We start from the raw sequence: 25,331 nt of genomic DNA on the forward strand, positions 1-25,331 counted from the left end.
TCCGCTCTTTAGCTTAAGCGCAACCTTGCCCCGAAGGGTCAGGCCGCCATCTGCTCCGGAGCGAGACCCTCAAGAAGCGTACGGTTGACGCCGATCAACTCGTCGATCGGCTCACGTCCCGTCACCACGTCCGTCGTAAAGCGGTCAACCCACAGGGACAGGGAGATGATACCGGCGCGCACCGTTTCGGGCAGTTCGTTGCCGGGCGCTCCGCACGCGCTCGAGAAGATGCTCCACATTTCACGATTGCGGTGGAGTGCCGGCATCAGGGCGGCGCCTGAAAGACCGGCATCTCGGGCGGCGATCATCTCACCGGTGATCTGGCTAACCAGGCGGAATTCGGTATTTCGCGGCGATTCCGCGATCGTTTTCACACGCTGGTAGGCAGAAAGAGACATATCGTAGCTCCTGTCGTTTCACCTATTTTAGACGGAAATAGGTTGTTGCGGACAACGAGTGCGAATGCTCAGCCATGATGGGTGTCGAGAGGCACACGAAAAGCGCTCGACTTACGCCGGGCGTCCCGATTTCATCCTATAACCTGAACTATCCCGATCAGGGGCTGGACAGGTTATGATCAACGGTATCGGTTTTCTAATTATTCTGGGCTGCGTCTTCGGCAGCTTCATCGTCGCAGGCGGCAAGGTGGACATCATCCTGCATGCCCTGCCGCACGAGATGGTGGCGATTGGCGGTGCGGCTATTGGCGCCTTCATCGTCGGCAACTCTCTTGCGACGGTGAAGAAGGCTGCCGCAGGTATCAAGCGGTCTTTCAAAGGCGGGCGCTGGAAGGATAGCGACTATCGCGATCTTCTGACCCTGCTGTTCGCGCTGCTCTCCACCTTCAAGAAGGGCGGAGCCACCGTGATCGAGCCGCACCTTGACCGGCCGGAGGAGAGCCCGATCTTCTCGCGCTATCCTCGTCTGCTCGCGGATCATCACCTGATCGAGTTCATCTCTGACTACCTCAGGATGATGACGGTCAATTTCGAGGACCCGCATCAGCTTGATGCCGCTATGGAAGCGGACATCGAAAAGCACCACCACGAGGAGCTTGCGCCGCAGCATGCGTTACAGGTCATGGCGGACGGCTTGCCGGCAATCGGTATCGTTGCCGCCGTGCTTGGCGTCATCAAGACGATGGGCTCGATCGATCAGCCGACCGAAGTCCTCGGCGCGATGATCGGTGGCGCACTCGTCGGTACGTTCCTGGGCGTTCTCCTCTCCTACTGTGTGGTGGGACCGCTCGCCTCGAAGCTGCTCGGCATTGTCGAAGACGACAGCAAGCCTTTCAGCATCGTGAAGACCGCCATCGTTGCATATGCGCAGGGCACGCCCGTTCAGGTTGCGATCGAGATCGCCCGACGCATGACGCCCACCGTCTATGCCCCTTCATTCCAACAACTCGAGACTGCACTCGACGAGGCCAAAGATGAACTCCTCGCTGCCAACTAATCTGTCAGAAGACCGCTCACTGAGCCTTCCCGCATGTGGCAACACCGTTGCCGCAGAGGACCTGAAGGTCCGGCTGGTCCTCGCTGCCGACCTCGATGACGAGATCCGCATCGATGCGTCCCAGGTGGAGAGTGTCGGCCAATGCGTGCTGCAGCTCCTCGTCGCAGCACGCGCCGAAGCCGACGACAAGGCGCTTGAATTCGAAATCACCAACCCCAGCGCGGCTTTCGTAGAGCGCGTCAGCGGGTGTGGCTTGGCAGAGACGCTGGGCCTGGAAATTGGAAAGGACCACCCGTGAGCAAGCTCATTCTAACGGTCGACGACTCGGCCAGCATGCGCATGTTGCTGAAAGCGTCGCTGACAGCCCAGGGCTTCACGATCGAGAGCGCCAATGATGGCGTGCACGGTCTGGAGCGGATGCACGAGGTCAAGCCCGATCTCCTCATCACGGACATCAACATGCCCAAGATGGACGGCTTTGAACTTATCGAAGCGGTTCGTGCGGTCGCAGAGTTCCGCGGAACGCCCATCCTGGTTCTCTCGACGGAGTTTTCGGAGGACAAGAAGGCGCGTGCCCGTAACGCTGGAGCAACCGGCTGGATCACCAAGCCGTTCGATGCCACCAAGCTGGGGACGGCGATCCGCCGGGTTTGCCCGTGAGCGACGAACTCGACGAAATCCAGGCAATCTTCTTCGAAGAATGCGTGGAAGGTCTCGCCGCCGCGGAAGCGGGGCTGTCGGACATGGCCAACGGCGATACGTCAGCTGAGACGATCGCTGGAGTCTTCCGCGCTGTCCACTCGATCAAGGGCGGATCGGGGGCGTTCGGCCACGCCGCTCTGCTCGCTTTCTCGCACCGCTTCGAAAACGTGCTCGATGAAGTTCGCGCCGGTCGCATCGCGGCGAGCGCGGGTGTCGTAAAGGAGATGCTAAGCGCGTTCGACATCCTGTCGGACCACGTCACGGCGGCGCAGGAGCAGTCGGCTCCCCCGGCCGACGATGCCATGCTGGCGAAGCTGGACGAGATTCTCGCCACCATGGGTGCATGTGTCGACGGCGGGGCTGCTCCAGCTGCTGCCGCAGCAGCGCCCGCGCCGGAGCCGTCACCGGTTTCCGCTCCTGCGCCGGAGGCAGACGCGGACGAGTTCGGCTTCACGCCCATCACCGCAGTGGTCGAGGAATTCGATCCTTTCGGCTTCGAGCCTGTGGCCGTCTCCCTCGACGACCTCGATGGCCCCGCTGACAGCCAGAGCGACTGGATGGTTCGCTTCGCCCCGTCGCGCGATGCGCTGAGCAATGGCGGTGAACCCCTTCTGATCGTGCGCGAACTGGAGCGTTTGGGCGGGCGCGTTGTCGATGTCGACAGCTCTGCGCTGCCGGCGCTGCGCGAACTCGATCCGGAAGCCAGCTACTTTGTCTGGTCCATCTCGGTTCCCGGCTCGATCGAGAAGAGCGAAATCGACGAATGCTTTGACTTCGTCGCGCCGGATTCCGTGGTTGAGATCAATCGCGCCGACGGGCCCGGCTCTCCTCCGCCTGGCAAAGAGCCAGTCGAGGCACAGGTCGATCTTCCCGTTGAGGCACCTGCGCCTGCTTCTGCTGAGCCAGCACCGACACCAACGGCAACGGCAACGGCAGCGCCAGCGCCATCACCGACGCTGACACTGGTGGAGAGCAAGCCGGTTGCGGCTCCAACGCCGGCGGCCCCAAAAGGCGAAAAGCCGACGGAACAGGGATCGCAGACGATCCGCGTTGAGCTTACCAAGCTCGACCAGCTCCTGAACCTCGTGGGCGAATTGGTTATACGCGGCTCCATCCTGGCTGATCGGCTTTCGCCGGCGGACCAGGAGCGCGTCGAGTTGCCGCAGCTCTCGCGTCTTACCCGCCAGATCCAGGACAGCGTGATGTCCTTGCGCGCGCAGCCCATCAAACAGGCGTTCAGCCGCGTGCCGCGCATGCTGCGAGAGCTTTCGAGCGAAACCGGCAAGCAGGTCATCCTGGACGTCGAGGGGGAGACCACCGAAGTCGACAAGAGCGTCATCGAGAAAATCGGTGATCCGCTCACCCACATGATCCGCAATGCCATCGATCACGGCATCGAGAAGCCCGACGAACGTATTGCACGCGGCAAGCCTGCTGAAGGTAGCTTGCGCCTTTCGGCCGAGCAGAAAGGTGCTCGGATCCTGGTGCGGGTGCGCGACGACGGACGTGGGATCGATCGTCAGCGAGTGCGCGGCAAAGCCGTTGAAAAGGGCATTATCGCAGCGGACGCTGTGCTCTCCGACGAGGAGATCGACCAGCTCATCTGCGCACCTGGCTTCTCAACCGCCGAGACGATCTCGAACATATCCGGACGCGGCGTCGGCATGGACGTGGTCCGTTCCAACGTGGAAGCGCTGGGCGGCCGGGTCGAGATCCAGTCCGTGCCCGGTGAGGGGACAACCTTCACGATGATCCTCCCGCTGACGCTGGCGATCCTCGACGGCATGGTCGTTCGCCTGGCCAATCAGCGCTTCGTGCTTCCTTTGGCAAGCGTGGTGGAATCAGTGCGGCCGGAACCTGGCCAAGTGAAGTCGGTCTCGCCGACGAGCGAGGTCATCGAACTGCGCGGCAACTACTTGCCTGTGAAGCGCCTCACCGACTTCTTCGGACTTGATAGCGTTGAGGTTCAAGAACCGGAGGACTCCCTGGTCATCGTCGTCGAAAGCGACGGCGGGCTGGTCGGGCTGATGGTCGACACAATAGATGACCGCCGCGAGGTCGTCATCAAGAGCCTTGACCAAAATCTTCATCCCATTCGCGGTATCGGCGGCGCCACCATTCTAGGTGACGGCTCGATCGCGCTGATCCTGGATGTCGATGCACTCGTTGCCACCCCCGCTCCATCAACCCCCAAGCACACTCTCAAAGGACTCGCAGCATGACTTCCTCCATCGAAAGCGACGAGCGGAAGATTGTCACCTTCTCGCTGAGCGAAAAGACCTTCGGCATCGACATGCGTGCATTGATCGAGATCCGCGAATGGGAAGAGCCAACCCCTCTCCCGCGCGTGCCCTCGTACATCAAGGGCGTGGCGAACCTGCGCGGCACGGTGATCCCGATCGTCGGGCTTGCAGAACGTCTCGGCTGGGAGCCTAGCGTGCCTCATGCACGCTCGTGCATCCTGGTGGTGAGCATCGGCGGAAAACAGGCCGGCTTCCTGGTCGACGAAGTCGCTGACATTGTTCCGATTAACGACAGCGAGATCAAGCCGGCACCGGAAATCGAAGTAGACGACAGCAATGTCATCGCCGGTCTGGTGCAGGTGGCTGCCCGCGCGCAGGAGAACCAGCCTGAGCAGGCCGGTGCCATGGTGCTGTTGCTCGATCTGGAAGCGCTGAGCGTCACCCGGCACATGGAACTGGCTGCGTGACAAACGCTGCCGCTCTCCCTCGTCCCTCTGCAGTAGCTGGCGAAGCGGAACTCGGCGCGGCCGAGTTCGCGAAGATCGTCGCTGTGATGCAGAGAGAGGCTCGCATTCACCTGACTGATGCGAAGCGGACGCTTGTCCATTCACGTCTTAGCCGGCGTCTGCGTGAGAACGGCATGACGACCTTCAGAGACTATGTAGCCCTGGTGGAGCGCGATCCCGTCGAGCGTAAGACGATGGTCATCGCGCTCACCACCAACCACACGCACTTTTTCCGCGAGTCTCATCACTTCGACCACTTCCGCAGCGCGCTGATGCCGCAGCTGAAGGAGCGGTCGAAAGGGCAGGGCGTGCGGATCTGGTCGGCGGGCTGCTCGTCGGGTGAGGAGGTCTATACGATCGCCATGTGCCTGCTGGGGCGCGACCGCACCGACGCGACCTGGCTCAGGAGCACGGACGTGCGCCTGCTGGCAACCGACATCGCCACTCCGGTGGTCCAGGCGGCGGAACGTGGGGTCTATGCAGCGGCGGCTCGGGATTCGATACCGGAGCCTTACCGTTCCACCTGGCTGCGCCCGCATGCCGACGGCTTCGAAATGGCGGCGGAAGCTAAGGCTCTGGTGACGGCGCGGACGCTTAACCTGTTCGAGACTTGGCCGATGCGTCAGCTTTACGATGCCATCTTCTGCCGCAACGTCATGATCTATTTCGATGATGACGCGAAGGCGGACCTTGAGGCGCGGCTGGTTGAGCGACTGGCGCCGGGTGGATTCCTTTACATCGGTCACTCGGAGCGGCTGATCGCTCCGGCCAAGCTGGGCATGAGCCCCGCCGGTCAGACCATTTATCAGAAGAACGGAGGAGCGCGATGACGAACCCTGTACGGGTCGTGGTCGTGGACGACAGCCCCAGCATGCGAATGGCTTTGAACCGGATCCTCTCGGCGGACCCGGAGATCGAAGTCATCGGCCTCGCGCCGGAGCCTCACGCGGCTCGCGCGATGATTAGGGAGCTCAATCCTGATGTCGTGACATTGGACGTCGAAATGCCGGGGATGGACGGGCTGTCTTTCCTGGAAAAGATCATGCGGCTTCGGCCCATGCCCGTGGTCATGTGCTCGACACTGACGGCGCGCGGAACCGAGGTCACCATCGAGGCGCTCCGTCTCGGTGCGGTGGACTGCATTGCGAAACCCAGCGGCAACTCGTTGGAACTAGCTCAAAATGCGGACCATTTGCGCAAGACGGTGAAGGCCGCCGCGCGTAGCCGGGTGGGTCAAAGCGGCTCGGCTGCGCCCACGCGCGCAGCGCCCGCAGGATCTTCCTTCCGGAACGTCGTGATCGCCATCGGTTCGTCGACAGGGGGCGTCGAGGCATTGTTCTCGCTCATCGCCAGCTTGCCTGCCGACTGCCCGCCGGTGCTGATCGTCCAGCACATGCCAGCCGGCTTCACGGCCGGGTTTGCTTCTCGCCTTGACGCGATCTGTGCGGTCAACGTCGTCGAAGCGGCGGACGGCATGCCGGTAGAGCGCGGAACCGCATATATTGCACCTGGGGGAGAGCAGCACATGTCGCTCAGCCCTGGTCAGGCGCGGATACGGCTTCGCTCCGGCGAGCCGGTGAGTGGACATCGCCCGTCCGTCGACGTGCTCTTCCGTTCCGTCGCACCTCTGGGTGCCGGCGCTGTGGGAGTCATCCTCACTGGTATGGGGGCCGATGGCGCCGAAGGCCTGCTTGCGATGCGCCAATCCGGAGCACGCACGCTGGGTCAAAATCAGGAGACCTGCGTGGTCTACGGTATGCCCCGCGCCGCCTTCGAAGCTGGTGCCGTGGAGCATCAGTTCAGTTTATCCGCAATGCCCGAGGCAATCCTCGCGGCTTGCCGTTCTTGAGGTAGGAAGCAATGCCAGCAGCAGCTGCAATCAAGGTCATGGTGGTCGACGATCAGGCGAGCATGCGCGCCATGATCCGCCGTGCCCTCCAGGACTTCGGCTTCAAGGATGTCCGTGACAAACCGGGCGCTGTTGAAGCCCTCGGCGCCGTCCGCTCGGATCGCGTGCACCTTATCATCTCCGACTTGAACATGCCGGAAATGGATGGGCTGCAGTTCCTTGAGGAAGTGCGCAAGGACGCCGTGATCGGCAAGACCGTGTTCATCATGCTGACGGGATCTTCGGATCGCGAGATCGTGCAGAAGGCGGCGGCGCTGGGCGTCAACAACTATCTGGTGAAGCCCTTCGCCCCGGCCGCGCTCAAGGAGAAGATCGAGCGCATCTTCGGCGAATTGACCTGAGCTGTACGATGGAACGCATTTCGATCGTACAGGGGGAGCATGCCGTCGTGTCGCGGCCGAACGTCGTCATTTCGACGGTGCTCGGCTCGTGCGTCGCCGTGTGCCTCCAGGATAGCGTGGCCCGCGTCGGAGGAATGAATCACTTCCTTCTCGGGGAGCCCGATCATCGCGTTCAACAGCAGAACCTCTCAAGTTACGGCATTCATGCGATGGAGCTCCTCATCAACGAGATGATGAAGCTTGGCGCTGCGAGAAACCGCCTGCGCGCTCATTTGTACGGGGGCGCCAACATGATCGCCGGACTGGGCATGATCGGTTCGAGCAACGCCGAGTTCGCACGCCGCTTCGTCGAGGCAGAAGGCATTGCCATCGCGCATGTCGACCTTGGCGGAAATCAGGCGCGCAGAGTTGAATTCCAGCCGTTTGAAGGCCGCTCGCGTTGCAACCGTGTCGTTCACGCACCCGACCCGGTCGTCACCCCTCCAGTGCGCCGCCCGCTTCAGAGCGTCGGCGACCTGGAGCTGTTCTAAGCCATCGCCCCCACTTGCTGTATCGGATCATTCGGATGTCAAAGATCGACGACCTCGCCATCACCCTGTGTTCTGCCGTTGCACAGGAGATCCGTGACGTTCGCACGCTTATCGAATCGCTGGCCGAGGTCCTCGCCTCGGACGAGTATCTGGCTTGCACCTACACCGAGCAACTGCAGACCTTCGACCTTCTGGTCCAGCGCTCGCAGGAAGCTGCGGATCTCCTGGAGTGCGTAGCCAACGGCACGAGCACGCTTGAAGCGGTGGAGAGAGTGCGTCTGAACCTGGTTCAGGATCGCCTCCGCGTGGCGCTGGGAGCCGCCTGACGTGTCCCAGCAGTCCGGGGTCAACGAGCGCCCGATCATCATAATCAAGAAGGTCAAGAAAGCGGCCGCGGCGCATCATGGTGGTGCGTGGAAAGTCGCTTATGCGGACTTTGTGACCGCCATGATGGCCTTCTTCATGCTGCTCTGGCTGCTTGCGAACCCGGACAAGGAGCGCCTGCGGGGGCTGGCTGAGTATTTCACGCCGGCGCCGCCCAGCACTTCGTCGATGTCGGGCATGTCTCCCGGTGACACCCGGGGGCAGGGCGGGCGCACCCGTCGCGCCCAAGCCGACAACACGACTTCAGTGGGGCAGCCCAGTATGGAAGCGGCGACCGCCGGCACCGCGCGGGGGGGCACTGCCAACATACCCGATTCTTCGATGCGCGTGCTTGCGCAGGAACTGCGTCTCGCGCTCGACGCGGAGCAGGACGAGCGCCAGAACGCTGACGTTCAGCCCACGCGAGAAGGAGTGCGGGTAAGCTTGATGGATACCGACCACCGGTCGATGTTCCGCAGCGGCACCGCCGAACTCAACGGCTACGGCCGCAACCTTCTGGCAAGCATTGCCGGGCGAATTGCACGCTCAGGTGTTCAGATCGCAGTTGAAGGCCATACCGATGCAGCGGGTCAGCCGGATGCTAACTGGCGGCTTTCGGGTGATCGCGCGCATGCCGCTCGTGCAGCGCTCGTGGCTAGTGGTGTGCCCCAGGACCGTTTTACTGAAGTCGTGGCATTGGGCTCTTCGCGGCCGGTCTATCCCGATCAGCCGGAGCGTCCTGAAAATCGCCGCATCACCATCGTTCTGCTGGCAGAGCCTTCCGCTTTGCCAAGCGACGTAAGTTTCAGGTTCTGACGCGATGAAGCGCATCTTTCGGCTATTGGCCCTTCTGACTCTCGGCTTGGCCGTGGGTGGAGGTGCGGCTTACGCAACATCGAGGCTGCTAGGCCCGCCACCGGCGCATGAGCCTGCGGACAGCGCCTTCGTCCCTACGGGGCCGCTTCTGGCTCCCTTGGTCTTCGAGGACGGGCGCCTCTCGGGATATGTCACGTTCGAAATCCAGCTCGAGGTTCCCTCGGACCAGGTCGAATTCGTGACGGCCAGGATGCCGTTGCTGCTCCATGCCGTGAACCTCAGGACCTTCCGCAGCCCACTGGCAAGCGGACCGGACGGCATGCTTCCCAATCTCGAGCAGTTCCGCAAGATCGTGATGGAAGCGGCGCCTGAAGCGTTCGGCGAGGACGTCGTTCGTCATGCTGCCATCACCCAAGCCAATCCGGCTTGACCGCAGACGAGGCAAGAAAACCGATGAACGCCGAAGCCTCTGCCGACCAGCTAGGTTCTCCCGAGTTCCGGGAGCGGGCAGCGCGTACGATGACGCTGCTGATGACGGGCAAGGTTACTCTCGACGGCCGGGAGAATCTGTGCCGGGTGCGCAACATCTCGGCGACCGGCATGAAGATCGAGACGCACATGGCGCTTCAGGTGGATCAGCAACTGCGAGTGGGCCTGCGCTACGGCGAAGAGATCGCTGCCCGTGTCGCGTGGACGCGGGATGGTGCGGCGGGCTTGGCTTTCCTGACGCCGATCGATGTGGAAACCACGCTCGCGCCGTTACCGCAGAGCCGGATCAGGAGGCAGCGGGCGCCGCGCGGACCTCGGCTTTCCGCGGCTTGCGCCATCAAGGTCGAAGCGCGGGGCACGATCCATTACGCGACCTTGCTCGACATCTCGCAAGGCGGAGCCAAGCTGCGCCTGCCGTTCCGTCCCACGCGCGACGAGCGGCTTGTCCTCACCATCCCCGACTTGCCGCTGAAGAGCGGTGGCGTGCGCTGGATCGGAGAGGACGAAGTCGGCCTCGGTTTCTACGTGGCACTGCCGTTCGACATGTTGGCAGCCTGGCTCGAGGCACGCGCGGCGCAATCCGGCCAGAATGACGAAGTCCCGGCGCAGCGCGCCGGGACTTCGGTCAGCCCGTAAAGCTTCGCACCAGCGAACCTGAGACGAGCGCCCAACCGTCCACCAGAACGAAGAAGATGATCTTCATGGGTAGCGAGATCGTTGGCGGTGGAAGCATCATCATGCCCATGGCCATCAGCACTGCCGAAACCGCAAGGTCGATGACCAGGAAAGGCAGGAGTAGAAGAAAGCCGATCTCGAATGCGCGGCGCAGTTCGGAGATCATGAACGCGGGGACGAGCGTTGCCAGCGGCGTCTCGGCTCTGGGCGCGGGCGGTCTTTTCGAAAGTTCGGTGAACAGCCGCAGATCATCGTTGCGGACCTGGCCGAGCATGAAGACGCGAAAAGGCTGCGCCGTGCGGTCAAATGCCTGCTGCTCCGTCAGTCTTCCCTCGGTGTACGGATTGATGCCTCGCGTCCAGGCTTCTTCGAATGTGGGAGCCATCACGAAGAACGAGAGGAAGATTGCCAGGCTAATCAGCACCGGGTTCGGCGGCACACCGGGTGCGCCGATGCCGTTGCGCAGCAAGGACAAAGCCACGACGATCCGGGTGAAACAAGTGACCGTCATCAGGATGCCGGGTGCAAGGCTGAGCACCGTCATCAGGAGCACGAGCTGGACGGCGCGGCCGGTCAGCGATGTGTCGCCAAGATCCACGGTAGCGGACTGCGCGAGAGCTGCCGTAGGTAGGGCTAGTGAGCCCAATACGGCGAGGATGCGGACGAGCTTACGCACGAGAATCTCCGGAACGGCGCGACTTCGCGCGCTTGGATACGGGCTGCACGCGATTCCTGACTTTCTCGACGACCGGCTGAGCGGCCTCGATGCGGTCTTTGACACCGGTGCGGGCCTTATCGACCATGGCAAAGAAGGATTCGCGCATGGCCTCGTTTTGGGCCTTGGACGCTTCCATCGCCTCACGCTGGGCTTCCAGGCGGACTGCTTGATCTTCAAGATCGATCTCGTCGCGAATGATGCCTGCTTCGAGCAGGACATTGCCTTCAGGCGAAAGGAGGATCAGGTGCTCGCGGCCATCTCTGCGAAGGAGGGCGACCGAACGACGTCCATCCAGCATGGTTCGCTCGATTACCTCCAGCCGGCGCGTGCCGTCGCTACTGACCCGTCCCGGCAGGCGAATGCCATACCGGCGCACGATCCAGAGTGCGCCGGCCAGCAGGCCAAGCACTGTCGCAAGTGCGCCAAGAGTGCGCAGCAACGCATAGGCGTCCATCCTCTTAGCGGCCTCGCCTGATGACGTCGGTCACTTCGATCGACATCCGGTCGCCCGAAACCTGGATCTTGCCGCGCGCGATCAGCTTATCGTTCACGTAGATTTCTGTAGGGTCGTCATAGCCGCAGTCGAGCTGGATCAGCGCGCCACGACCCATCTTGAGGACTTGGCGGATCGGAAGCTGGCTGGAACCCAGTACGACCGACATCTGGACGGGAACTTCTTCAAGCACGGATGCGTCTCCTTATGGGGAGACTTATAGGATTAAATTTCCGGGTGATCGGACCAACTAGGCAAATTCTGCCTACAAGAGTCTCGAGGCGGGTTCGCCCATCCCGGAGATAGAGATGTCCCTTCGTAACTCAGTAGAAGTATCCGCATCGGCGCTGCGCGCGCAGTCGCTGCGTATGCGGGTCATTGCCGAGAACCTTGCGAACCAGCAGTCGGTTTCCAGCACCCCCGGGGGTGACCCTTACAGGCGCCGCGTGGTAACGTTCGAGCCGGTGTTGGACGGTGGCGGCGCCAAGAGCGACGAACCCCACGAAGGCGTGCGCGTACGTGGCATCGCAACGGACAAGTCCGCGTTCCAGCGTGTGTACCAGCCGGGGCACCCGGCCGCGGATGGGCAGGGCTATGTGTTCATGCCCAATGTGAACAGCGCAGTGGAGACCGCTGACATGCGCTCGGCGCAGCGTTCCTACGAAGCAAACGTAAATGCCATCGAGACGGCGCGGTCCATGACCATGCGCACCATCGACTTGCTTAAGTAACAGCACTTAAAACTTTAAGGGAAAACAGACATGTCCATCGGCGCATTCGATGCAGCCGCAGCCTATGGCCGCGCGCTAGGTACCGGTAGTTCTGCCGGCATTTCCAAGCTGCCTTCCGCGGGCGGCACCAGCGTGGCCGGCTCCGGCGGCAGCTTCGGCAGCATGGTCGAGGAGATGGTGACAGACACGACCGAGGCGATGCGTGGCGCCGAGCAGGCCAGTGCGCGTCAGGTTGCAGGGCAGGGCGATCTGATCGACGTCGTGACCGCAATTGGGGCTGCCGAGACGGCGCTCGACACGGTCGTTGCCGTGCGCGACCGCGTAGTCAGCGCCTACGGCGAAATCATGCGAATGCAGATCTGACGCCATGAGCCCAGCTGATACTCTCGCGCTGTCAAAAGCAGCCTTGATGCTCGTTCTGACCATCGCGGGGCCGATGCTGATCGCATCCCTGATCGTCGGCGTGGCGATCGGTCTTGTCCAGGCGCTGACGCAGATTCAGGAAATGACGCTCACCTTCGTTCCCAAGATCCTTGTTCTGGGCGTGGTGATGTTGATGACTCTGCCCATGAGCGGCCAGGCACTGTCGGCTTTCATGGCCGAGGTGTCCGCACGCGTCATCAGCGGCTGAGGCGGATGCTGGATCTGCCGCTCCAGGTCAGTGCATTCCTCATCCTGTTCGCGCGGGTTGGGGCTATGCTGATGCTGTTGCCTGTCTTTTCGGAGGAGGCGGTCCCGGGCCGGATGCGGCTACTGATTGCGTTTGGTCTCAGCCTGGGCTTGTGGGGGCTGCTTTCCCCGACGGTGCTGCCGGCCGCACGCGACGGCAACGGCCTGGCCGGTATCATCGTGATCGAGCTTTGCATCGGTCTTGCTTTGGGGATGATCGTGCGCCTGATGTTTCAGGCAGCCATCATGGCGGCTTCGATCGCCAGTACACAGACGGGTCTGTCGTCCGCAGTGATCTTCGATCCTGCTTTGGGCGGGCAGGCTCCGGTACTCGCGAAACTCGTCGTGCTTGCCGCCACTCTGGTGTGCCTAGCGCTGGGCCTTCATCATCTCTGGATTGCGGCCATGATCCGGTCCTATGACATCTTTCCCGTCGGCGCGGTGCCCAACCTCGGCGACTTCGCCAGCCTTGCCGTGGCGACCGTTGGCAAGTCCATGGCGCTTGCGGTCAGCATGGCAGCGCCGCTTCTGGTCTACGGGATCGTGTTCAACGTCGCCTTGGGCTTCTCCGCGCGGCTCGCGCCAACCATCCAGATTTTCTTCATTGCCCAGCCGTTGAACATCCTACTGGGAACGGCACTTTTCGCAGTGGTCCTGGGCGCCATGCTTTCCGCCTTCGCTTCTGCGATGAGCGAGTGGATGCAGAGCGGGTGGGCGTGAGATATGTCTGAAGGACCCGACAAAGATCAGAAGACTCAAGAGCCGACACAAAAGAAGCTCGACGACGCCCGCAAAAAGGGCGACGTGGCGATGGCGCAGGAAATGCGCCACGCTGTGATGTTCGTGGCGATGATCTTCGTGTGCGGCAGCCTAGGCGTTGCGACTCTAACCAAACTGCAGAACGTCTTCGTGCGTCTGTGGGGGCGTGCCGACGACCTGTCGCTGGAGCCAGCAGGCGCCCAGGCTTTCGCCACTGGCCTACTCGGCGAACTGGCACTCATTCTGGCGCCGATGTTCGCAGTTCTCGTAGCCTTTGCGGTGTTGATCGTGTTCGCGCAGGGGCGGCCGACGGTCTCGTGGTCGAAGCTTCAGCCGAAGTGGTCCAAGATTTCTCTGGTCGCGGGGCTGAAGCGCATGTTTGGTCCGCGAGGTCTAATCGAATTTGCCAAGACGCTCGCCAAATTCGTGTTTGTAATCACGGTCGCCATCATTGTCGTGTGGCCCAAGACGGTAGCGCTGGACCAGTTGATCGGCATGGGACCCGAGGCGGTCGCCCGCACGACCGGCATGATCGTATTGACGATGCTTAAAGCCGTAGCGCTTCTTGTAGGGGCATTGGCTCTGTTCGACTGGATATATCAGCGCCGGTCATTTCTCTCTCGCATGCGAATGTCGCTCCAGGAGGTGAAAGACGAACACAAGAACGCAGAGGGCGACCCGCATGTGAAGGCGCGCATCCGCTCGATCCAGGCAGAGCGTGCCCGGAGCCGGATGATGGCCGCGGTGCCGACCGCAAGCGTCATCATCACTAACCCGACGCACTACGCGATCGCGCTTAAATACGACCATGGCGCGATGGCCGCGCCGGTGGTAGTGGCCAAGGGGGTTGACGCTGTTGCGATGAAAATTCGCGAGCTTGCCACCGAAGCCAAGGTGCCGATCGTCGAGAGCCCGCCGCTGGCGCGCGCGCTGTTCGCTTCGGCGGACATCGACCGACCGATCCCGACCGAGCATTACAAGGCGGTTGCAGAAATCATCGGTTACGTGATGCGCCTCGCGAAAGGGCGAGGCTAAGTTCCCTCGGCCCAGAGCGGCTTGCGCTACTTATCTGCGCTCGAGCTTTGCCAGTTCGACCTGAACCCGAAGGTCGATCTCGTCCATAACTGCGGCAAGATCGGGATCTTCAGGTTGCGTGCGCGTCTCAAGCCAGTCCCTGAGCTGTCCGACCGGCTCTGCGGCACCGACGCCCACGACAAGCGCTGCCTGCAGCATCTGCAGTGCGTCGAGCGCCTTTTCAGCTTCCTTCGCCACGCGCCGGCGGCGCTCCGGTTCCAGGGGCGCGGCAATGGCTGCCAGGGTCACCAGCATCTGCACGGATTGCGTAGGAGAACCCACCGCCGCCTGAGCGGTCGCAGGCTGCACCGCTGGCTCGAACACCGGGGACGCGGCTGCGGCCGGCTTCGCCTGATTGGCGAGCAGGATCTGCAGCAATGAAGAAACCGCATTGATCTGCATGCCGAACCGTTCGCTCCTTTATTATCCTATAAGAAAAAAGACGGTAAATTTCCACTCGACCGGAGCGCTATGCGATTTCCCCGAATTCTCGTTTGCCTGGGCGCTGCTTACCTCAGCGCCGCTGCGCCTGCTTACGCGGGCCCACGTATCAAGGACATCGTGTCTGTCGAAAACGTTCGCTCGAACCAGCTCGTAGGCTACGGCCTGGTGGTTGGGCTCGCCGGAACGGGTGATCGCATCCGCAACTCGCCCTTCACCGAGGAATCGATGCAGGCGATGCTGGAGCGCATGGGCGTCAATGTTCGCGGCACGCAAATGCGGACTGAGAATGTCGCCGCTGTCTCGATTACCGCGACGCTGCCGCCATTCGCCCGCGGCGGCTCCACCATCGACGTGCAGGTCTCCGCTCTCGGCGACGCCAGCAGCCTTCAGGGTGGAATACTGATCGCGTCAGTCCTGCGCGGCCTCGACGGGCAGATCTATGCTGTTGCGCAGGGCCCGGTCGCCGTTTCCGGTTTCAAGGCTCAGGGCGCTGCTGCCAGTATCAGCCGCGGCGTCGCCACATCCGCGCGCATCGCCAATGGCGGCATCGTGGAGCGCGAGGTTCCCTATGTGTTGAGCACGGCCGGCAGCTTGAAGCTGGCGCTGCGCAACCCGGATTTCACCACCGCGCAGCGTATCGGCGCCGCGATCAATCGTGAGTTCCCCGGTGCAGCTAAGGTGCTGGATCCCGCCACGGTGGAGGTGTCCCCTTCAAGTGGGCGCGGTTCGCTCATCGAGCTCGTTTCGCGGATCGAAAATCTCGAGGTTGAAGTTGATCAGCCCGCCAAGATCGTGATCAACGAAGCTTCTGGCACTGTGGTGATGACCGCCGATGTGCGGATCAGCCGCGTGGCGGTTGCGCAGGGTGGGCTTACCATCAGCGTGGCCGAAACGCCGGAAGTTTCGCAGCCCGCGCCGTTCTCCGATGGCAAGACGGTTATCGTACCGCGCACGCAGGTCGAAGTCGATGACGGGCAGGGCCGGTCGCTGGCGATGGTCGGCGGCACTTCGCTGAGCCAACTCGTCAACGGACTCAATGCCCTGGGTGTCAGCCCGCGCGATCTCATCACGATCCTTCAGGCCGTGAAAAGCGCAGGCGCCCTTCAAGCAGAAATCGAGGTACAGTGATGAACCCTACGACACCAGCTGCCGTCAATGCCGCAGCAGCGCCCGCTGTGCCGGCAACGCGCAAGTCCGGTGCGGACGTCGCAGCGGAGAAGGCGCGTGAATTCGAAGCCGTTTTTCTCGGCCAGATGGCTGGCCTGATGCTGGAAAGCGTCGAGATGGGCGACGAGTTTTCAGGCGGCCATGGCGAACAGATGTTTCGCGGCATCCTGGCCGAACGGCTGGGCACCGAGATGGCAAGAAGCGGCGGCGTCGGCCTTGCGCCCGTCGTCATGGATCAGATCATACGCATGCAAGGGAACAGCAATGGCCAGTGAGCTCATCGATACCATCCGGTCCCTCATTTCGCTTATGCGCGAAGAAACGGATCGGCTTCTCTCTGGCGGCCCCACTGCCGATCTCGAGGAGATCGCTGCGGCAAAGGCGCGGCTGGTCGGCTGGATCGAGGCCCGCACAGTTCAACTGCAACGCGAGCAGCCCGACTGGCGCGATAAGATGGAACATGATGAGCGTGAGGAGCTGACCGAAGCTCTCGCCGAGCTTTGCGAAATATCGGCCGAGAACGGCAACGCGCTGGAGCGGCAGATCCGTCTCTCGGTCGAGATCCTTGACGCTATTGCGGTGGAAGCGAAGCGCCTCTCCGGTACGCGCTCCGAAACGTACTGCGCCCGTGGTGGAGTTTCGCGCGTGGATCTACCCACCCCGATATCAATCAATACTCAGCTTTGACGCTGCTCTCCTGTCCCCTGAGAAAGCCCGTCGCTCCTTCCGGAGCGGCGGGCTTTCTCGTCAGCAGAGAAGGTGCGGGCAGGGCGCAAGCGGCAGGCACACCAAAAAAGGGAGCCCGCATGGAGCTCCCCTCTTGTTTCGCACGATACGAGTTACAGTTTCAGGCGCTAGCCTCCGCCGCGGCTGCCGGTCGCAGTGCGCAAGAGGCCCATCTGCTTGCGATAGAGGCCGGAGAGCGCGGTGAAGTCGGCCTGGATCTCGCCCATGCGCAGAAGCTGGTCTTCAAGCGTGACGTTGTTACCGTCGGGCTTGGTCTCCGATACATTGCGATCATAGATAACGCCTGCGCCGACCGCTGACTTAGCGCCAAGGGCGGTCATGCCGTTCGTTAGCTGCACTCGGGGGCGAGCGACGCGCGGAGCGCCTGCACGCGCGCCGGCCGCCTCGACAAGGCCCGAAAAGTCTTTGGGCTCCATATCACGTGCACGGTATCCCGGCGTATCACTGTTGGCGATGTTCTGCGCGACAACGCGCTGCCGGTCCGAAAGATGGCGCATGGCCAACGCAACGCCCTGCATGATGGGCGGGGTGCTACCGCTCATGATTGACTATCCTGTTTAGTTAGAAGGTTGAGCCGGACAGGCGATCGAGCGCCGCCTGGTAGCGCGCGGCCTGGGCCGCTTGGTACTTCGAGACTGACCCACCCTTGCTTGAGGAGCTGTTCCCGTTCGCCAGGGCTTCCTTGCCGCTGTCCCAATACAGCGATCGGTACGCGGTCTGCGACATGGACACCGCAGAGGTGATCCGATCGAGGGCGGTGGCGGCGCTCTCCAGAGTCTTGAGACTGAGTGCATGCGTAAGGCTAAGCCCGTAGGTGCCGCCAGGCCGTACGCGCGGCGCATCGTTCGGCAGCGGCGCTGGCGTCGAGATGCGGACCGGTTCGATACCGATTTTAGCGAGAGCGTCCTTGCCAGTTGCACCGGCAATGAGTTCGATCTCCTGCCCTGCCTTGGCTTCGATGCGCAGAGTGCGATTGCCTTTGCCGTCCAGCGGCGTGGTCACCAAAGCGTTACGGCCAGTAAGCGTGCTCACCTTCTTGGAAAGCGTCGCCAGCGTCTCGCCGCTGTCGATAGTGATGCGACGCAGCGATCCGTCGTTTATGCGGATCTTGAATTCGTCTCCCGCTCGAAGGCTGGTGTGCGACGTAAGCTTTACGGAAGCGTCGGCGTTAATCGTGCCACGGCCCAGACCCAGTGCGCCTAGTGCGCTGTCGCCCCCTTTTGCTGCCGCGACGTAGACCGGCTCGGTGCGCAATGTTGATTGCCCGAACTGCTTGATCGTCTCAACGGCGCCGCTCGTCGTTTCGATGCGGGCAATGAAGCCATCGACTGTGCCCGAACGGGTGCCCCCAAGATCGCCTGTCGTCCGGCCTCCTGCGTAAAGTGCTCCGCCCATGAATGTCAGGCTGTCAACCTGATCCAGACCAGAGGTTGCGAGTTGCGTGAAGCTGGAGCTGGTGAGCGCCGTATCGATGCGGGCGACGAAGCCGTCGCCGCTGCTCACGCCGCCCACTGCAATCTGACCGTCTGCCGCGACGGCAATCGCGCGTGCTTCGCGCGCGCCGAGGTTAATCGAGCCGGTATCTGTGGTGAGCGAGCCCGCTGCAATCTTGCGAAGCACAGCTGTGCCGCTTTCGTTGGTGAGAGCGAGCAAGTCACCATCGGCACCAATCGCCAGCGCCTTGACGGAATCGCTGCCGCCGCTGTCGATGGCTCGACGTTGCTGGATCTGGCCAGTTGCGCTGAGACGCGCGATGAAGGCGTCACCGCCACCTGACGCGGCTTTGCCGGCAACGTAAATGCTGCCATCATTTCCAACAGCTACGGCGTTTGCGGTGTCGGCTCCTAATGCGCGAACCACGGTGGCGAATTGCTCATCGCCGCTGGCGCTGAAGCGCGCGACCAGCATGTCCCCGTCGCTAGTCGTGTTGTTGAAACTGCCACTGACTGTACCCGCAACGACGATATCGCCGTTGGACGCGATGCTGACTGCAGCGCCTTTTGCGGTCGCCGCTGTTCCGAGCGTCTGCTGCCAGACAATCTTGCCCTCGCTGTCGAGCTTGCTCAAATACAGGTCGGAAGCGCTGCCGATACGGTTCGCATCAAGGTCGCCGGCGGCCGTGCCCACGACATAGGAGTAGCCCTGAGCGTCAGTCGCAACCGCGCTTGTTGTGGTGGGTGCCCAGACTTGCTCCGCCGGTTTCTCCTTCGTTTCGGCAAGTTTCGCCTCATCGGTGGCGAGGCGGTCGAGCGATCGGATGTAATTCAGCGTTTTGATCTCCAGCCCCCCCGCTGGATCGTCAAAACGCATGAACTTGGTGGCCGTGGGCTTGTCTGTGAAGGTTTGCCCGCCCGCGACCACAAGGGCGTCCTGCGCATTGGTCTGCTCGATCGAAACGCGCTCGTTGCCTGGCGTTTCCAGCTTCAGGCCCCACTTGCCGCTTTCCTTCGTCACGGCGAACTTCGTCGTCCACCGAGAGACGGGAGTGCCGTTCGCATCAGTGACAATGGTACCAGAAGTGTCGCGCATAGGCACTGCGGCTATAGCGGCGTTGAATGCTTCGGCGACGGAGTCGAGCGTTGGCGGCTGAGGCGTGCCGGAGAGGTCGATCGTAACTGAGTCGCTGATGGTTCCGCGGCTCAGCTGGATCGTGAACGTCTCCGATCCCGTCATCCCTGGGACAGAGGTGTCGCGCTCTGCAAGAACACCCTTGGCAAGCGTCGTGGCGGCCGTAGGGCTGGGGACAGCGACGCTCTCTATGCGACGCGCCGGCTGTGCAAAGGAGATTTGCAGCAGATCGTTCGGCGCCTTTCCGAGGAAGGTCTGAAGATCGGACATGCCCTTGGAGAAGGCTGCGTCCAAAGCGGTGCGCTCTGCGGACGAGGTGGTTTTCTTCGCAGCCGTTTCGGCAAGCATGCGCAGCCGGTCGAGCGCTTTATAAGTGGTGAAGGTGGTCTGCACGTCGGGAATTGTGGTGCCGGTGCGCGAGGGATCGTCAATGATTGTTTTCATGCGCTTGATTGCCGAGACCTGCGCTGACACTGGGGTAGAGGACGGCGCTTGCTTCCACGGCGGAGTTGTCGCGGGTGTCTTGAACTGCGCTTTCGCTATCCGGGCGGCGCGTGTCTCGATCCCCAAGTCCGCTCCGTAGCCTACGGTGGAGAAGGCATTGTTGTTGCCTGTCAGCAATGCAAGACCAGCCAAGCTGTTCGACAAGTTGATGCTCATTTCGCCCGCCACTCCATTGTCTTGTCCTATAATAGACGCAACGCGCCGATTTTGGGCGCTACGGACCAAGTTTCGTCATAGGGAACCCGAATGAGCAATATCCTCACGGCCGAGCCGCCCGAACTGAAGAAGTTCAACGGACTGCAGAAAGCCGCTGCTCTTCTCCTTGTGCTCGGCAAAGAGCACGGAGCGCCTATATGGCAGCAGCTATCGGTCGATGAGGTTAAGGAATTGTCATCCGCCATGTCGCAGTTGGGCCGCCTGCCCGCTAGCGTCGTGGAGCATCTTCTCGTCCAGTTTACCGGCGAAGTCTCAAGCATGGCCTCGCTTCATGGGTCCTATGAGACCACGGAGCGGCTGTTGGGCGGCATCATGCCAAGCGACAAGGTTCGCGAGATCATGGAGGATATCCGCGGCCCGTCCGGCAGGACGATGTGGGACAAGCTCTCCAACGTCAGTGAGACTGTGCTCGCCGCCTATCTCAGGAACGAATATCCGCAGACTGTTGCAGTTATTTTGAGCAAGCTGAAGCCCGACCATTCGGCGCGTGTGCTGGCTGAAATGCCCCAGGACATCGGCGTTGACGTGATCACTCGCATGCTGCGGATGGAGACCGTCCAGAAGGAAGTCATCCAGGAAGTCGAGCAGACACTGAAGTCCGAGTTCATGACCAATCTCTCTCGCGCTCAAAAGCGCGATCCGCATGAGAGCATGGCAGAGGTCTTCAACGCAATGGACCGTTCTACCGAAGAAGCGATGCTCAGCGCTCTGGACGCGAAGATTCCGGACTCTGCGGAACGCATCCGAGCGCTGATGTTCACGTTCGAGGACCTGATGAACCTGCTGCCGGCCGCGATCGCCAAGATCGTCAAGAACGCCGACAAGCGTCAGATGGCTCTCGCACTGAAGGGCGCTCCGGAGGAGATGCGCGGCATCTTCTTTGCCAGCATGACCGAGCGTGCTTCCAAACTCATGCGCGAAGACATGGCAGCAATGGGGCCTGTCCGTGCGCGTGATTGTGAGGAGGCGCAGAGCGGTCTCGTCAGGCTCGCGAAGACGCTGGCTGATGCGGGCGAAATTGTGCTTGTCGATCCGAAGAACGACGAAGCTGTCATCATCTGATCGCGCTAGCATTTCTTTGTTCTGAATTTCGTCAGGAGCAATCGCCTTGATCACCAACGCGCAGGTCAAGCCATTTCCATTCACGCGGATTTTCTCCGAACCCACCGTGGCTGTCGCTGCTGCGGGTGTTGAGGAAGCGGCGCTGACTGCTCGCATTGCGGAGCTCGAAGTCGAGCGCGAACGCATGAGGGCAGAGCATGAGGCCGCGCTCGGTCTTACGCGAGCCGAAGCCTTTCAACAGGGCCTCGAGCAAGCCAGAGGCGAGAGGGAGACTGCCTTGTTGGCCGCCGTAGATGCGCTCCAGGCCTCGATCGAGGCGATGGAGGAGGGCCTCGGCGCCATAGAGGATCAACTCACGCGCGAAGCTGGCGAATTGGCTCTCGCTGCCGCCGACCTGCTGGCTGCAAGGGCTTTGGAGCACGATTCCTCGCTTGCAATCGATGAGGCGATTGGCCGCGCGCTCGGCCAGGTGCGTCGCGGTCAGCCGATCCGTATCCGCGTACATCCAGATCTCGTTGCCGACGTCGAACGCCTCGTCGCAGACCGCCAGGCGCACGAGCGCAGACGCCTGTCGCTGCTCGTCTTCGCCGATGCGTCGCTATCGCTCGGCGATGCTGCTTTGCAGTGGGACGAAGGTGGTTTGCGTCTCGACGCAGATGCGCGGCGCGAAGCCATTCGTGCCGAGATGGCCGGTATTTTCACGCCGGCGTAGAAGGCTTTGCCGGTTCGACCGGCAAATATTTCCTCCCGGAAAAAGTTGCCGCCCATTTCCTTCTATAATGTGGCTGTGGGGCATTGGGCCCGTCAGTCACGGGGCTGCAATTGAACGCTTTGCGCGAATTTGTCGATAAGATCGGCACACGCCGATTGGCAGTGATGGGCGGTGTCGCCGCCGCTCTGCTGGTCGGTCTCGCCTATCTGGGCCTGCGTGCGGGTGCGCCGCAGATGGCCTATCTTTACACGGACCTTGATCCTTCCTCTGCCCAAACCATTGTCGAGCGGCTCCAAGCCGAGAACGTGCCGTTCCAGCTTTCCGCGGACGGCACGGCGGTCATGGCGCCTCAGGATCGGCTTGCAGAGCTGCGCATGGGCATGGCCACAGAGCGGCTCGGAGGCAAGATCGGCTATGCCGTTCTCGATGAAGAGGAGCCTTTCGGCGTCTCGTCCTCACGCGCCCGGCTGAACGAGACCCGCGCGGTCGAGGGTGAACTGTCTCAGTCCATCCAGAGCCTGGAAAACGTGGTCAATGCCCGTGTCCATATCGTGATGCCCGAGCGCGCGATCTTTGCTGCCGAGCCTCGCCGCGCGACGGCTGCCGTGACGGTCAAGACACGCGGGCGCCTTTCCGGTGAATCGGTGCAGGCGATCCGCTATCTTGTCTCATCCTCAGTTCCGGAGCTCTCCCCCGAAAGCGTCTCGATCATCGACCAGACCGGGGCTCTGCTGGCTCGGGCCGGCGAGGCTGGCGCAGCGAGCGGCGGTGATGCCGATGAGCGCCAGCAAGCGGTCGAGGCCAAGCTTCGCCAGGAGATCGAGCAGCTTCTTGAGCCGATCGTCGGTGCCGGCAAGGTCCGCGCACAAATTGCCGCGACGATTGACCGCGACCAGACCCGCGAGGAGGCCAGCGTCGTCGATCCCGACCGTCAGGCTATTGCGCGCCAGGTAACGGTGGAATCTACCAACGCCAGCAACGAGAACGACGCCGGCGCAGAAACCGCTTCGGTTGCGGAACAGCTGCCCGATGCGAATGCCGTACCTCCCGCCGCCGGCGGCGATACGCGGCGCTCGCAGAGCAATGAAACGTCCGAAGACACCACTTTCGAGAACACCCGCACCAACACGGTGAGAGTGCGTTCGCCCGGCGCCGTCACCCGGCTCACCGTAGCAGTGATGGTGGACGGCGGTGAAGGCGGCTTGTCGCAGCCTCAGCTTCAGCGGCTTCAACGCCTCGTGGAGAATGCCGTCGGGTTCGATGCGGAGCGTGGTGACAGCGTTGTCGTCGAAGGCATGCCCTTCTCGGCCGTGGATGCGGCTGCAGCGCAGGACGGGTTCTTCTCCAACTTACCGACGGACCAGATCTTCAGCGTCCTGAAGCTGCTCATCCTCGCCGCAGTTGCCCTGTTCGCGGTGCGTATGCTGCGGCCCCGCTATGAGCGGCGCTTGGCAGGCGATGAGAATGGTCAGGCCGCACTTCCTGCTCCGGAAGAAGGGCAGCTGGCACTCTCCGCCGATGGAGAAAGCCTTGACGGATCTATGACACTGCCCGCCCCGGGAGGAGTGCAGAGCCAGCTCGAACAGGAAGTGGCGCTCGCTGAAGTTGATGGCCGGGTGAAGCTATCCGCCATCAGGAGAATCGGCGAGGCAGTAACGGCGAGCCCTGCCGAGGCCGCCTCCGTAATCCGCCAGTGGATGGCCGCTTGAGGGATTTAGCAATGACTAACGAAACAACCGTCCAAGACGTAATGCCAGCTACCTTCGAAGCTCCGCTTGAGGATTTCGACGATACCTTCGTCAGCCATGATGTCTCTGCCGCACTGCCACCGTTGGCTTCCGACATCGACGAAATGGAGGCCATCTTCGACGTTCCCGTCAAAGTGAAGGCAGTCCTTGGTGGTGCGCGCGTGCAGGTGGGTGAACTGATTCAGATGCGCTGCGGAAGCGTCGTCGAGCTTGACCGCAAAGTCGGAGAGCCGGTGGACGTCTTCGTGAATGACCGTTTCATCGCGCGTGGTGAACTGGTCCTCGTCGATGGCTCTCTCGGTGTCACGCTCACCGAGATCGTGAAGCAGGAAGGTTGATGCGCGAACGCTCGTCCAATCTGATCCGGATGGTGCTTATCGGATCGCCCGGAGGGGAGTTCCGCCTCGCGGCCGAGATGGCGCGCGAAGCGGGAGCCGAGGTCATCATGGCCGATTGCCCGGACACCGCGCTTGAGGCGCTACGCCGGGACGCGGGTGACCTCGTCATGGTTGACGTCAGCCTGGATGCGCTGGACTTCCTCAGGCAGCTGCGTGCGGAACGGATCGGGGTGCCGGTGTTGGCCTGTGGCATCCATGCCTCCGCGGAACGCGCTGTCGCTGCGATCCGGGCGGGTGCGCTGGACTACATTCCGCTGCCGCCGGACCGCGAGCTGATCGCCGCTGCAATCCTGAGCCTGGGGCATCGTCTCTCGTCGCCGATCGGCAGCGATACGGTGCTGACGCACGCTGTCAGTTATGCTCGAGCTGTCGCTCCATCGGATGCTCCGGTTTTGATTGCGGGAGAAGCTGGCACGGGCAAAGAAGTGATGGCTCGTATGATCCATGATGCATCGGGCCGTTGCGAACGTTTCGTGACGGTCGAATGTGCCGGGGTATCAGCCGAGGTCATCGAATCCGAGCTGTTTGGGCATGATGCCGGCGCATTCGCCAGTGCCATTGCACGGCGCACTGGGCGTTTGGAGGAGGCGGGCGAAGGCACCGTTTTCCTTCGTGAGATCGGCGCCTTGCCCGCGATCACGCAAGCCCGGCTCGCCGCTGCGCTCCACGACGGGATCATTCACGGCAGTCGCGGTGGAAACACGCCACTGCGTGCGCGGCTTGTTGCAAGCACCAGCCGGGACTTGGCTGCCCAAGTTGCTGCGGGCACGTTCCGCGCGGATCTGCTTGCGCACTTAGGGCTGCTGCGGATCGAAATTCCGCCGCTTCGTGCCCGGGGCGAGGATATTGAGCAGCTTGCGGTGCATTTTGCTGAACGCCTCGCGAGCGTCAACGGACTACCGTTGCGCCCGCTTAGCGCTGAGGCCCTGCAGTGCCTTCGACGTCACGATTGGCCCGGCAACGTCCGAGAGCTGGAGGATGTAATCCATAGGGCTCTCCTGCTCGCGAGCGGACCAGTGATCGAGGCCGATGCGCTTGTGTTGTGCGACGGCTCGCAAATACTCGCGGCGGACCCCGTCGACGGCGCGGCCGCAAACGAGCTTGAGATTGGCCCGCTTGTCGGACGCAGTATGGCGGACGTGGAACGTGAACTCATCCTGCAGACGCTGAAGCGCTGTGGGGGCAATCGCACTACCGCATCGACCATCCTGGGCATTTCCGTTCGCACGATGCGTAACAAGCTCAAGAGCTTCCTCGAAGCCGGCATTTCCATCTCCCCTGCGGTCTGAGGG

Annotated in this window: 33 protein-coding genes; 26 read left to right on the forward strand and 7 right to left on the reverse strand. The window is 62.2% G+C overall.

Translation table 11 applies throughout. The annotated features are described in order from the left end of the window. Positions 1-38: 38 nt before the first annotated feature. Complete coding sequence (locus tag ABVV53_RS02495; RefSeq protein ID WP_353982742.1) at positions 39-398, reverse strand: flagellar biosynthesis regulator FlaF; 360 nt, start codon at positions 396-398, stop codon at positions 39-41. Positions 399-573: 175 nt separating this feature from the next. On the opposite strand from ABVV53_RS02495, the gene motA reads away from it, so the two are divergent. Genes motA through ABVV53_RS02560 form a run of 13 tightly spaced genes read left to right on the forward strand, consistent with a single transcriptional unit; the run spans position 574 to position 9,990 of the window. Next, positions 574-1,455: a flagellar motor stator protein MotA gene (gene motA / locus ABVV53_RS02500; RefSeq protein WP_353982743.1), complete on the forward strand. Its 882-nt coding sequence runs from the start codon at positions 574-576 to the stop codon at positions 1,453-1,455. Beyond that, positions 1,433-1,753 (forward strand): STAS domain-containing protein, encoded by a 321-nt coding sequence (locus ABVV53_RS02505; protein ID WP_353982744.1) that lies wholly within the window; start codon positions 1,433-1,435, stop codon positions 1,751-1,753. The genes motA and ABVV53_RS02505 overlap by 23 nt, the downstream gene beginning before the upstream one ends. Next, the gene (locus ABVV53_RS02510) at positions 1,750-2,115 is read left to right on the forward strand and encodes a response regulator (protein ID WP_353982745.1); all 366 of its coding nucleotides are present in this window, start codon (positions 1,750-1,752) and stop codon (positions 2,113-2,115) included. Before ABVV53_RS02505 ends, ABVV53_RS02510 begins: the two co-directional genes overlap by 4 nt. Continuing rightward, complete coding sequence (locus ABVV53_RS02515; protein WP_353982746.1) at positions 2,112-4,379, forward strand: chemotaxis protein CheA; 2,268 nt, start codon at positions 2,112-2,114, stop codon at positions 4,377-4,379. The genes ABVV53_RS02510 and ABVV53_RS02515 overlap by 4 nt, the downstream gene beginning before the upstream one ends. After that, positions 4,376-4,867: a chemotaxis protein CheW gene (locus ABVV53_RS02520; RefSeq protein ID WP_353982747.1), complete on the forward strand. Its 492-nt coding sequence runs from the start codon at positions 4,376-4,378 to the stop codon at positions 4,865-4,867. Before ABVV53_RS02515 ends, ABVV53_RS02520 begins: the two co-directional genes overlap by 4 nt. Next, entirely contained in the window at positions 4,864-5,736 is an 873-nt protein-coding gene (locus ABVV53_RS02525) for a CheR family methyltransferase (RefSeq protein WP_353982748.1), read from the forward strand. The genes ABVV53_RS02520 and ABVV53_RS02525 overlap by 4 nt, the downstream gene beginning before the upstream one ends. Next, on the forward strand, positions 5,733-6,755 hold the full coding sequence (locus ABVV53_RS02530; RefSeq protein WP_353982749.1) for a protein-glutamate methylesterase/protein-glutamine glutaminase: 1,023 nt from the start codon (positions 5,733-5,735) through the stop codon (positions 6,753-6,755). Before ABVV53_RS02525 ends, ABVV53_RS02530 begins: the two co-directional genes overlap by 4 nt. 11 nt (positions 6,756-6,766) lie before the next feature. Next, positions 6,767-7,156, forward strand: a complete 390-nt coding sequence (locus tag ABVV53_RS02535) for a response regulator (RefSeq protein WP_353982750.1) — start codon at positions 6,767-6,769, stop codon at positions 7,154-7,156. Between the two features lie 8 nt (positions 7,157-7,164). Next, positions 7,165-7,686 (forward strand): chemotaxis protein CheD, encoded by a 522-nt coding sequence (locus ABVV53_RS02540; protein WP_353982751.1) that lies wholly within the window; start codon positions 7,165-7,167, stop codon positions 7,684-7,686. Between the two features lie 35 nt (positions 7,687-7,721). Further along, positions 7,722-8,012, forward strand: a complete 291-nt coding sequence (locus ABVV53_RS02545) for a hypothetical protein (protein ID WP_353982752.1) — start codon at positions 7,722-7,724, stop codon at positions 8,010-8,012. Position 8,013: 1 nt separating this feature from the next. Continuing rightward, the gene (locus ABVV53_RS02550; RefSeq protein ID WP_353982753.1) at positions 8,014-8,865 is read left to right on the forward strand and encodes a flagellar motor protein MotB; all 852 of its coding nucleotides are present in this window, start codon (positions 8,014-8,016) and stop codon (positions 8,863-8,865) included. Positions 8,866-8,869: 4 nt separating this feature from the next. Then, entirely contained in the window at positions 8,870-9,295 is a 426-nt protein-coding gene (locus tag ABVV53_RS02555; RefSeq protein ID WP_353982754.1) for a hypothetical protein, read from the forward strand. A gap of 23 nt (positions 9,296-9,318) precedes the next feature. Next, positions 9,319-9,990, forward strand: a complete 672-nt coding sequence (locus ABVV53_RS02560) for a PilZ domain-containing protein (protein WP_353982755.1) — start codon at positions 9,319-9,321, stop codon at positions 9,988-9,990. Here the strand turns inward: ABVV53_RS02560 and fliP are convergent. Genes fliP through ABVV53_RS02575 form a run of 3 tightly spaced genes read right to left on the reverse strand, consistent with a single transcriptional unit; the run spans position 9,980 to position 11,433 of the window. Next, positions 9,980-10,705 carry a flagellar type III secretion system pore protein FliP gene (fliP, locus tag ABVV53_RS02565; protein ID WP_353982756.1) on the reverse strand — a complete coding sequence of 242 codons (726 nt, stop codon included), beginning with the start codon at positions 10,703-10,705 and terminating at the stop codon, positions 9,980-9,982. The genes ABVV53_RS02560 and fliP overlap by 11 nt on opposite strands. Beyond that, positions 10,698-11,201 carry a FliO/MopB family protein gene (locus ABVV53_RS02570; RefSeq protein ID WP_353982757.1) on the reverse strand — a complete coding sequence of 168 codons (504 nt, stop codon included), beginning with the start codon at positions 11,199-11,201 and terminating at the stop codon, positions 10,698-10,700. Before ABVV53_RS02570 ends, fliP begins: the two co-directional genes overlap by 8 nt. Before the next feature lie 4 nt (positions 11,202-11,205). Continuing rightward, positions 11,206-11,433: a FliM/FliN family flagellar motor switch protein gene (locus ABVV53_RS02575; RefSeq protein WP_353982758.1), complete on the reverse strand. Its 228-nt coding sequence runs from the start codon at positions 11,431-11,433 to the stop codon at positions 11,206-11,208. 115 nt (positions 11,434-11,548) lie between these two features. Between ABVV53_RS02575 and flgC the strand changes: the two genes are divergently transcribed. From flgC to flhB, 5 genes are read left to right on the forward strand one after another with little or no spacing between them, the layout of a single operon-like run. Beyond that, positions 11,549-11,971 carry a flagellar basal body rod protein FlgC gene (flgC, locus tag ABVV53_RS02580; RefSeq protein ID WP_353982759.1) on the forward strand — a complete coding sequence of 141 codons (423 nt, stop codon included), beginning with the start codon at positions 11,549-11,551 and terminating at the stop codon, positions 11,969-11,971. 30 nt (positions 11,972-12,001) lie between these two features. Beyond that, a complete protein-coding gene (fliE, locus tag ABVV53_RS02585) occupies positions 12,002-12,334 on the forward strand; it encodes a flagellar hook-basal body complex protein FliE (protein WP_353982760.1) in 333 nt (110 codons plus the stop codon). Between the two features lie 4 nt (positions 12,335-12,338). Continuing rightward, positions 12,339-12,602 carry a flagellar biosynthetic protein FliQ gene (locus ABVV53_RS02590; protein WP_353982761.1) on the forward strand — a complete coding sequence of 88 codons (264 nt, stop codon included), beginning with the start codon at positions 12,339-12,341 and terminating at the stop codon, positions 12,600-12,602. Between the two features lie 5 nt (positions 12,603-12,607). Continuing rightward, complete coding sequence (gene fliR, locus ABVV53_RS02595; protein WP_353982762.1) at positions 12,608-13,360, forward strand: flagellar biosynthetic protein FliR; 753 nt, start codon at positions 12,608-12,610, stop codon at positions 13,358-13,360. Positions 13,361-13,363: 3 nt separating this feature from the next. Beyond that, positions 13,364-14,434, forward strand: coding sequence for a flagellar biosynthesis protein FlhB (flhB, locus tag ABVV53_RS02600; protein ID WP_353982763.1), 1,071 nt, complete (start codon positions 13,364-13,366; stop codon positions 14,432-14,434). A gap of 30 nt (positions 14,435-14,464) precedes the next feature. Here flhB and ABVV53_RS02605 read toward each other — a convergent pair whose 3' ends face one another. Beyond that, entirely contained in the window at positions 14,465-14,875 is a 411-nt protein-coding gene (locus ABVV53_RS02605; protein WP_353982764.1) for a flagellar assembly protein FliX, read from the reverse strand. A gap of 69 nt (positions 14,876-14,944) precedes the next feature. Between ABVV53_RS02605 and ABVV53_RS02610 the strand changes: the two genes are divergently transcribed. From ABVV53_RS02610 to ABVV53_RS02620, 3 genes are read left to right on the forward strand one after another with little or no spacing between them, the layout of a single operon-like run. Continuing rightward, complete coding sequence (locus ABVV53_RS02610) at positions 14,945-16,045, forward strand: flagellar basal body P-ring protein FlgI (protein ID WP_353982765.1); 1,101 nt, start codon at positions 14,945-14,947, stop codon at positions 16,043-16,045. Continuing rightward, positions 16,045-16,359 carry a rod-binding protein gene (locus ABVV53_RS02615; protein ID WP_353982766.1) on the forward strand — a complete coding sequence of 105 codons (315 nt, stop codon included), beginning with the start codon at positions 16,045-16,047 and terminating at the stop codon, positions 16,357-16,359. The genes ABVV53_RS02610 and ABVV53_RS02615 overlap by 1 nt, the downstream gene beginning before the upstream one ends. Further along, complete coding sequence (locus ABVV53_RS02620) at positions 16,349-16,771, forward strand: flagellar biosynthesis protein FlgN (protein WP_353982767.1); 423 nt, start codon at positions 16,349-16,351, stop codon at positions 16,769-16,771. The genes ABVV53_RS02615 and ABVV53_RS02620 overlap by 11 nt, the downstream gene beginning before the upstream one ends. A gap of 167 nt (positions 16,772-16,938) precedes the next feature. Here ABVV53_RS02620 and ABVV53_RS02625 read toward each other — a convergent pair whose 3' ends face one another. Both ABVV53_RS02625 and ABVV53_RS02630 read right to left on the reverse strand, forming a co-directional pair. Continuing rightward, positions 16,939-17,373, reverse strand: coding sequence for a flagellar basal body protein (locus ABVV53_RS02625; RefSeq protein WP_353982768.1), 435 nt, complete (start codon positions 17,371-17,373; stop codon positions 16,939-16,941). Positions 17,374-17,392: 19 nt separating this feature from the next. After that, positions 17,393-20,059 carry a hypothetical protein gene (locus ABVV53_RS02630; RefSeq protein WP_353982769.1) on the reverse strand — a complete coding sequence of 889 codons (2,667 nt, stop codon included), beginning with the start codon at positions 20,057-20,059 and terminating at the stop codon, positions 17,393-17,395. 90 nt (positions 20,060-20,149) lie between these two features. On the opposite strand from ABVV53_RS02630, the gene ABVV53_RS02635 reads away from it, so the two are divergent. The 5 genes from ABVV53_RS02635 (at position 20,150) to ABVV53_RS02655 (ending at position 25,328) form a co-directional block, all read left to right on the forward strand. Further along, positions 20,150-21,181 (forward strand): flagellar motor switch protein FliG, encoded by a 1,032-nt coding sequence (locus tag ABVV53_RS02635; RefSeq protein ID WP_353982770.1) that lies wholly within the window; start codon positions 20,150-20,152, stop codon positions 21,179-21,181. Between the two features lie 46 nt (positions 21,182-21,227). Further along, positions 21,228-21,893 carry a FliH/SctL family protein gene (locus ABVV53_RS02640; RefSeq protein ID WP_353982771.1) on the forward strand — a complete coding sequence of 222 codons (666 nt, stop codon included), beginning with the start codon at positions 21,228-21,230 and terminating at the stop codon, positions 21,891-21,893. 110 nt (positions 21,894-22,003) lie between these two features. Further along, complete coding sequence (fliF, locus tag ABVV53_RS02645; protein WP_353982772.1) at positions 22,004-23,602, forward strand: flagellar basal-body MS-ring/collar protein FliF; 1,599 nt, start codon at positions 22,004-22,006, stop codon at positions 23,600-23,602. Between the two features lie 11 nt (positions 23,603-23,613). Beyond that, on the forward strand, positions 23,614-23,979 hold the full coding sequence (gene fliN, locus ABVV53_RS02650) for a flagellar motor switch protein FliN (RefSeq protein WP_353982773.1): 366 nt from the start codon (positions 23,614-23,616) through the stop codon (positions 23,977-23,979). Beyond that, positions 23,979-25,328 (forward strand): sigma-54-dependent transcriptional regulator, encoded by a 1,350-nt coding sequence (locus tag ABVV53_RS02655; RefSeq protein ID WP_353982774.1) that lies wholly within the window; start codon positions 23,979-23,981, stop codon positions 25,326-25,328. Before fliN ends, ABVV53_RS02655 begins: the two co-directional genes overlap by 1 nt. Positions 25,329-25,331 lie beyond the last annotated feature (3 nt).

Origin of the sequence: Novosphingobium kalidii (assembly GCF_040534015.1) — a bacterium.
GTDB lineage: Bacteria > Pseudomonadota > Alphaproteobacteria > Sphingomonadales > Sphingomonadaceae > Novosphingobium > Novosphingobium kalidii.

Coding starts and splice junctions, on each gene's coding strand:
- ABVV53_RS02495 (WP_353982742.1), bottom strand. CDS start 398: ATGTCTCTTTCTGCCTACCAGCGTGTGAAAACGATCGCGGAATCGCCG.
- motA (WP_353982743.1), top strand. CDS start 574: ATGATCAACGGTATCGGTTTTCTAATTATTCTGGGCTGCGTCTTCGGC.
- ABVV53_RS02505 (WP_353982744.1), top strand. CDS start 1,433: ATGAACTCCTCGCTGCCAACTAATCTGTCAGAAGACCGCTCACTGAGC.
- ABVV53_RS02520 (WP_353982747.1), top strand. CDS start 4,376: ATGACTTCCTCCATCGAAAGCGACGAGCGGAAGATTGTCACCTTCTCG.
- ABVV53_RS02530 (WP_353982749.1), top strand. CDS start 5,733: ATGACGAACCCTGTACGGGTCGTGGTCGTGGACGACAGCCCCAGCATG.
- ABVV53_RS02535 (WP_353982750.1), top strand. CDS start 6,767: ATGCCAGCAGCAGCTGCAATCAAGGTCATGGTGGTCGACGATCAGGCG.
- ABVV53_RS02540 (WP_353982751.1), top strand. CDS start 7,165: ATGGAACGCATTTCGATCGTACAGGGGGAGCATGCCGTCGTGTCGCGG.
- ABVV53_RS02545 (WP_353982752.1), top strand. CDS start 7,722: ATGTCAAAGATCGACGACCTCGCCATCACCCTGTGTTCTGCCGTTGCA.
- ABVV53_RS02555 (WP_353982754.1), top strand. CDS start 8,870: ATGAAGCGCATCTTTCGGCTATTGGCCCTTCTGACTCTCGGCTTGGCC.
- ABVV53_RS02560 (WP_353982755.1), top strand. CDS start 9,319: ATGAACGCCGAAGCCTCTGCCGACCAGCTAGGTTCTCCCGAGTTCCGG.
- ABVV53_RS02570 (WP_353982757.1), bottom strand. CDS start 11,201: ATGGACGCCTATGCGTTGCTGCGCACTCTTGGCGCACTTGCGACAGTG.
- flgC (WP_353982759.1), top strand. CDS start 11,549: ATGTCCCTTCGTAACTCAGTAGAAGTATCCGCATCGGCGCTGCGCGCG.
- fliE (WP_353982760.1), top strand. CDS start 12,002: ATGTCCATCGGCGCATTCGATGCAGCCGCAGCCTATGGCCGCGCGCTA.
- ABVV53_RS02590 (WP_353982761.1), top strand. CDS start 12,339: ATGAGCCCAGCTGATACTCTCGCGCTGTCAAAAGCAGCCTTGATGCTC.
- fliR (WP_353982762.1), top strand. CDS start 12,608: ATGCTGGATCTGCCGCTCCAGGTCAGTGCATTCCTCATCCTGTTCGCG.
- flhB (WP_353982763.1), top strand. CDS start 13,364: ATGTCTGAAGGACCCGACAAAGATCAGAAGACTCAAGAGCCGACACAA.
- ABVV53_RS02605 (WP_353982764.1), bottom strand. CDS start 14,875: ATGCAGATCAATGCGGTTTCTTCATTGCTGCAGATCCTGCTCGCCAAT.
- ABVV53_RS02610 (WP_353982765.1), top strand. CDS start 14,945: ATGCGATTTCCCCGAATTCTCGTTTGCCTGGGCGCTGCTTACCTCAGC.
- ABVV53_RS02615 (WP_353982766.1), top strand. CDS start 16,045: ATGAACCCTACGACACCAGCTGCCGTCAATGCCGCAGCAGCGCCCGCT.
- ABVV53_RS02620 (WP_353982767.1), top strand. CDS start 16,349: ATGGCCAGTGAGCTCATCGATACCATCCGGTCCCTCATTTCGCTTATG.
- ABVV53_RS02625 (WP_353982768.1), bottom strand. CDS start 17,373: ATGAGCGGTAGCACCCCGCCCATCATGCAGGGCGTTGCGTTGGCCATG.
- ABVV53_RS02630 (WP_353982769.1), bottom strand. CDS start 20,059: ATGAGCATCAACTTGTCGAACAGCTTGGCTGGTCTTGCATTGCTGACA.
- ABVV53_RS02635 (WP_353982770.1), top strand. CDS start 20,150: ATGAGCAATATCCTCACGGCCGAGCCGCCCGAACTGAAGAAGTTCAAC.
- fliN (WP_353982773.1), top strand. CDS start 23,614: ATGACTAACGAAACAACCGTCCAAGACGTAATGCCAGCTACCTTCGAA.
- ABVV53_RS02655 (WP_353982774.1), top strand. CDS start 23,979: ATGCGCGAACGCTCGTCCAATCTGATCCGGATGGTGCTTATCGGATCG.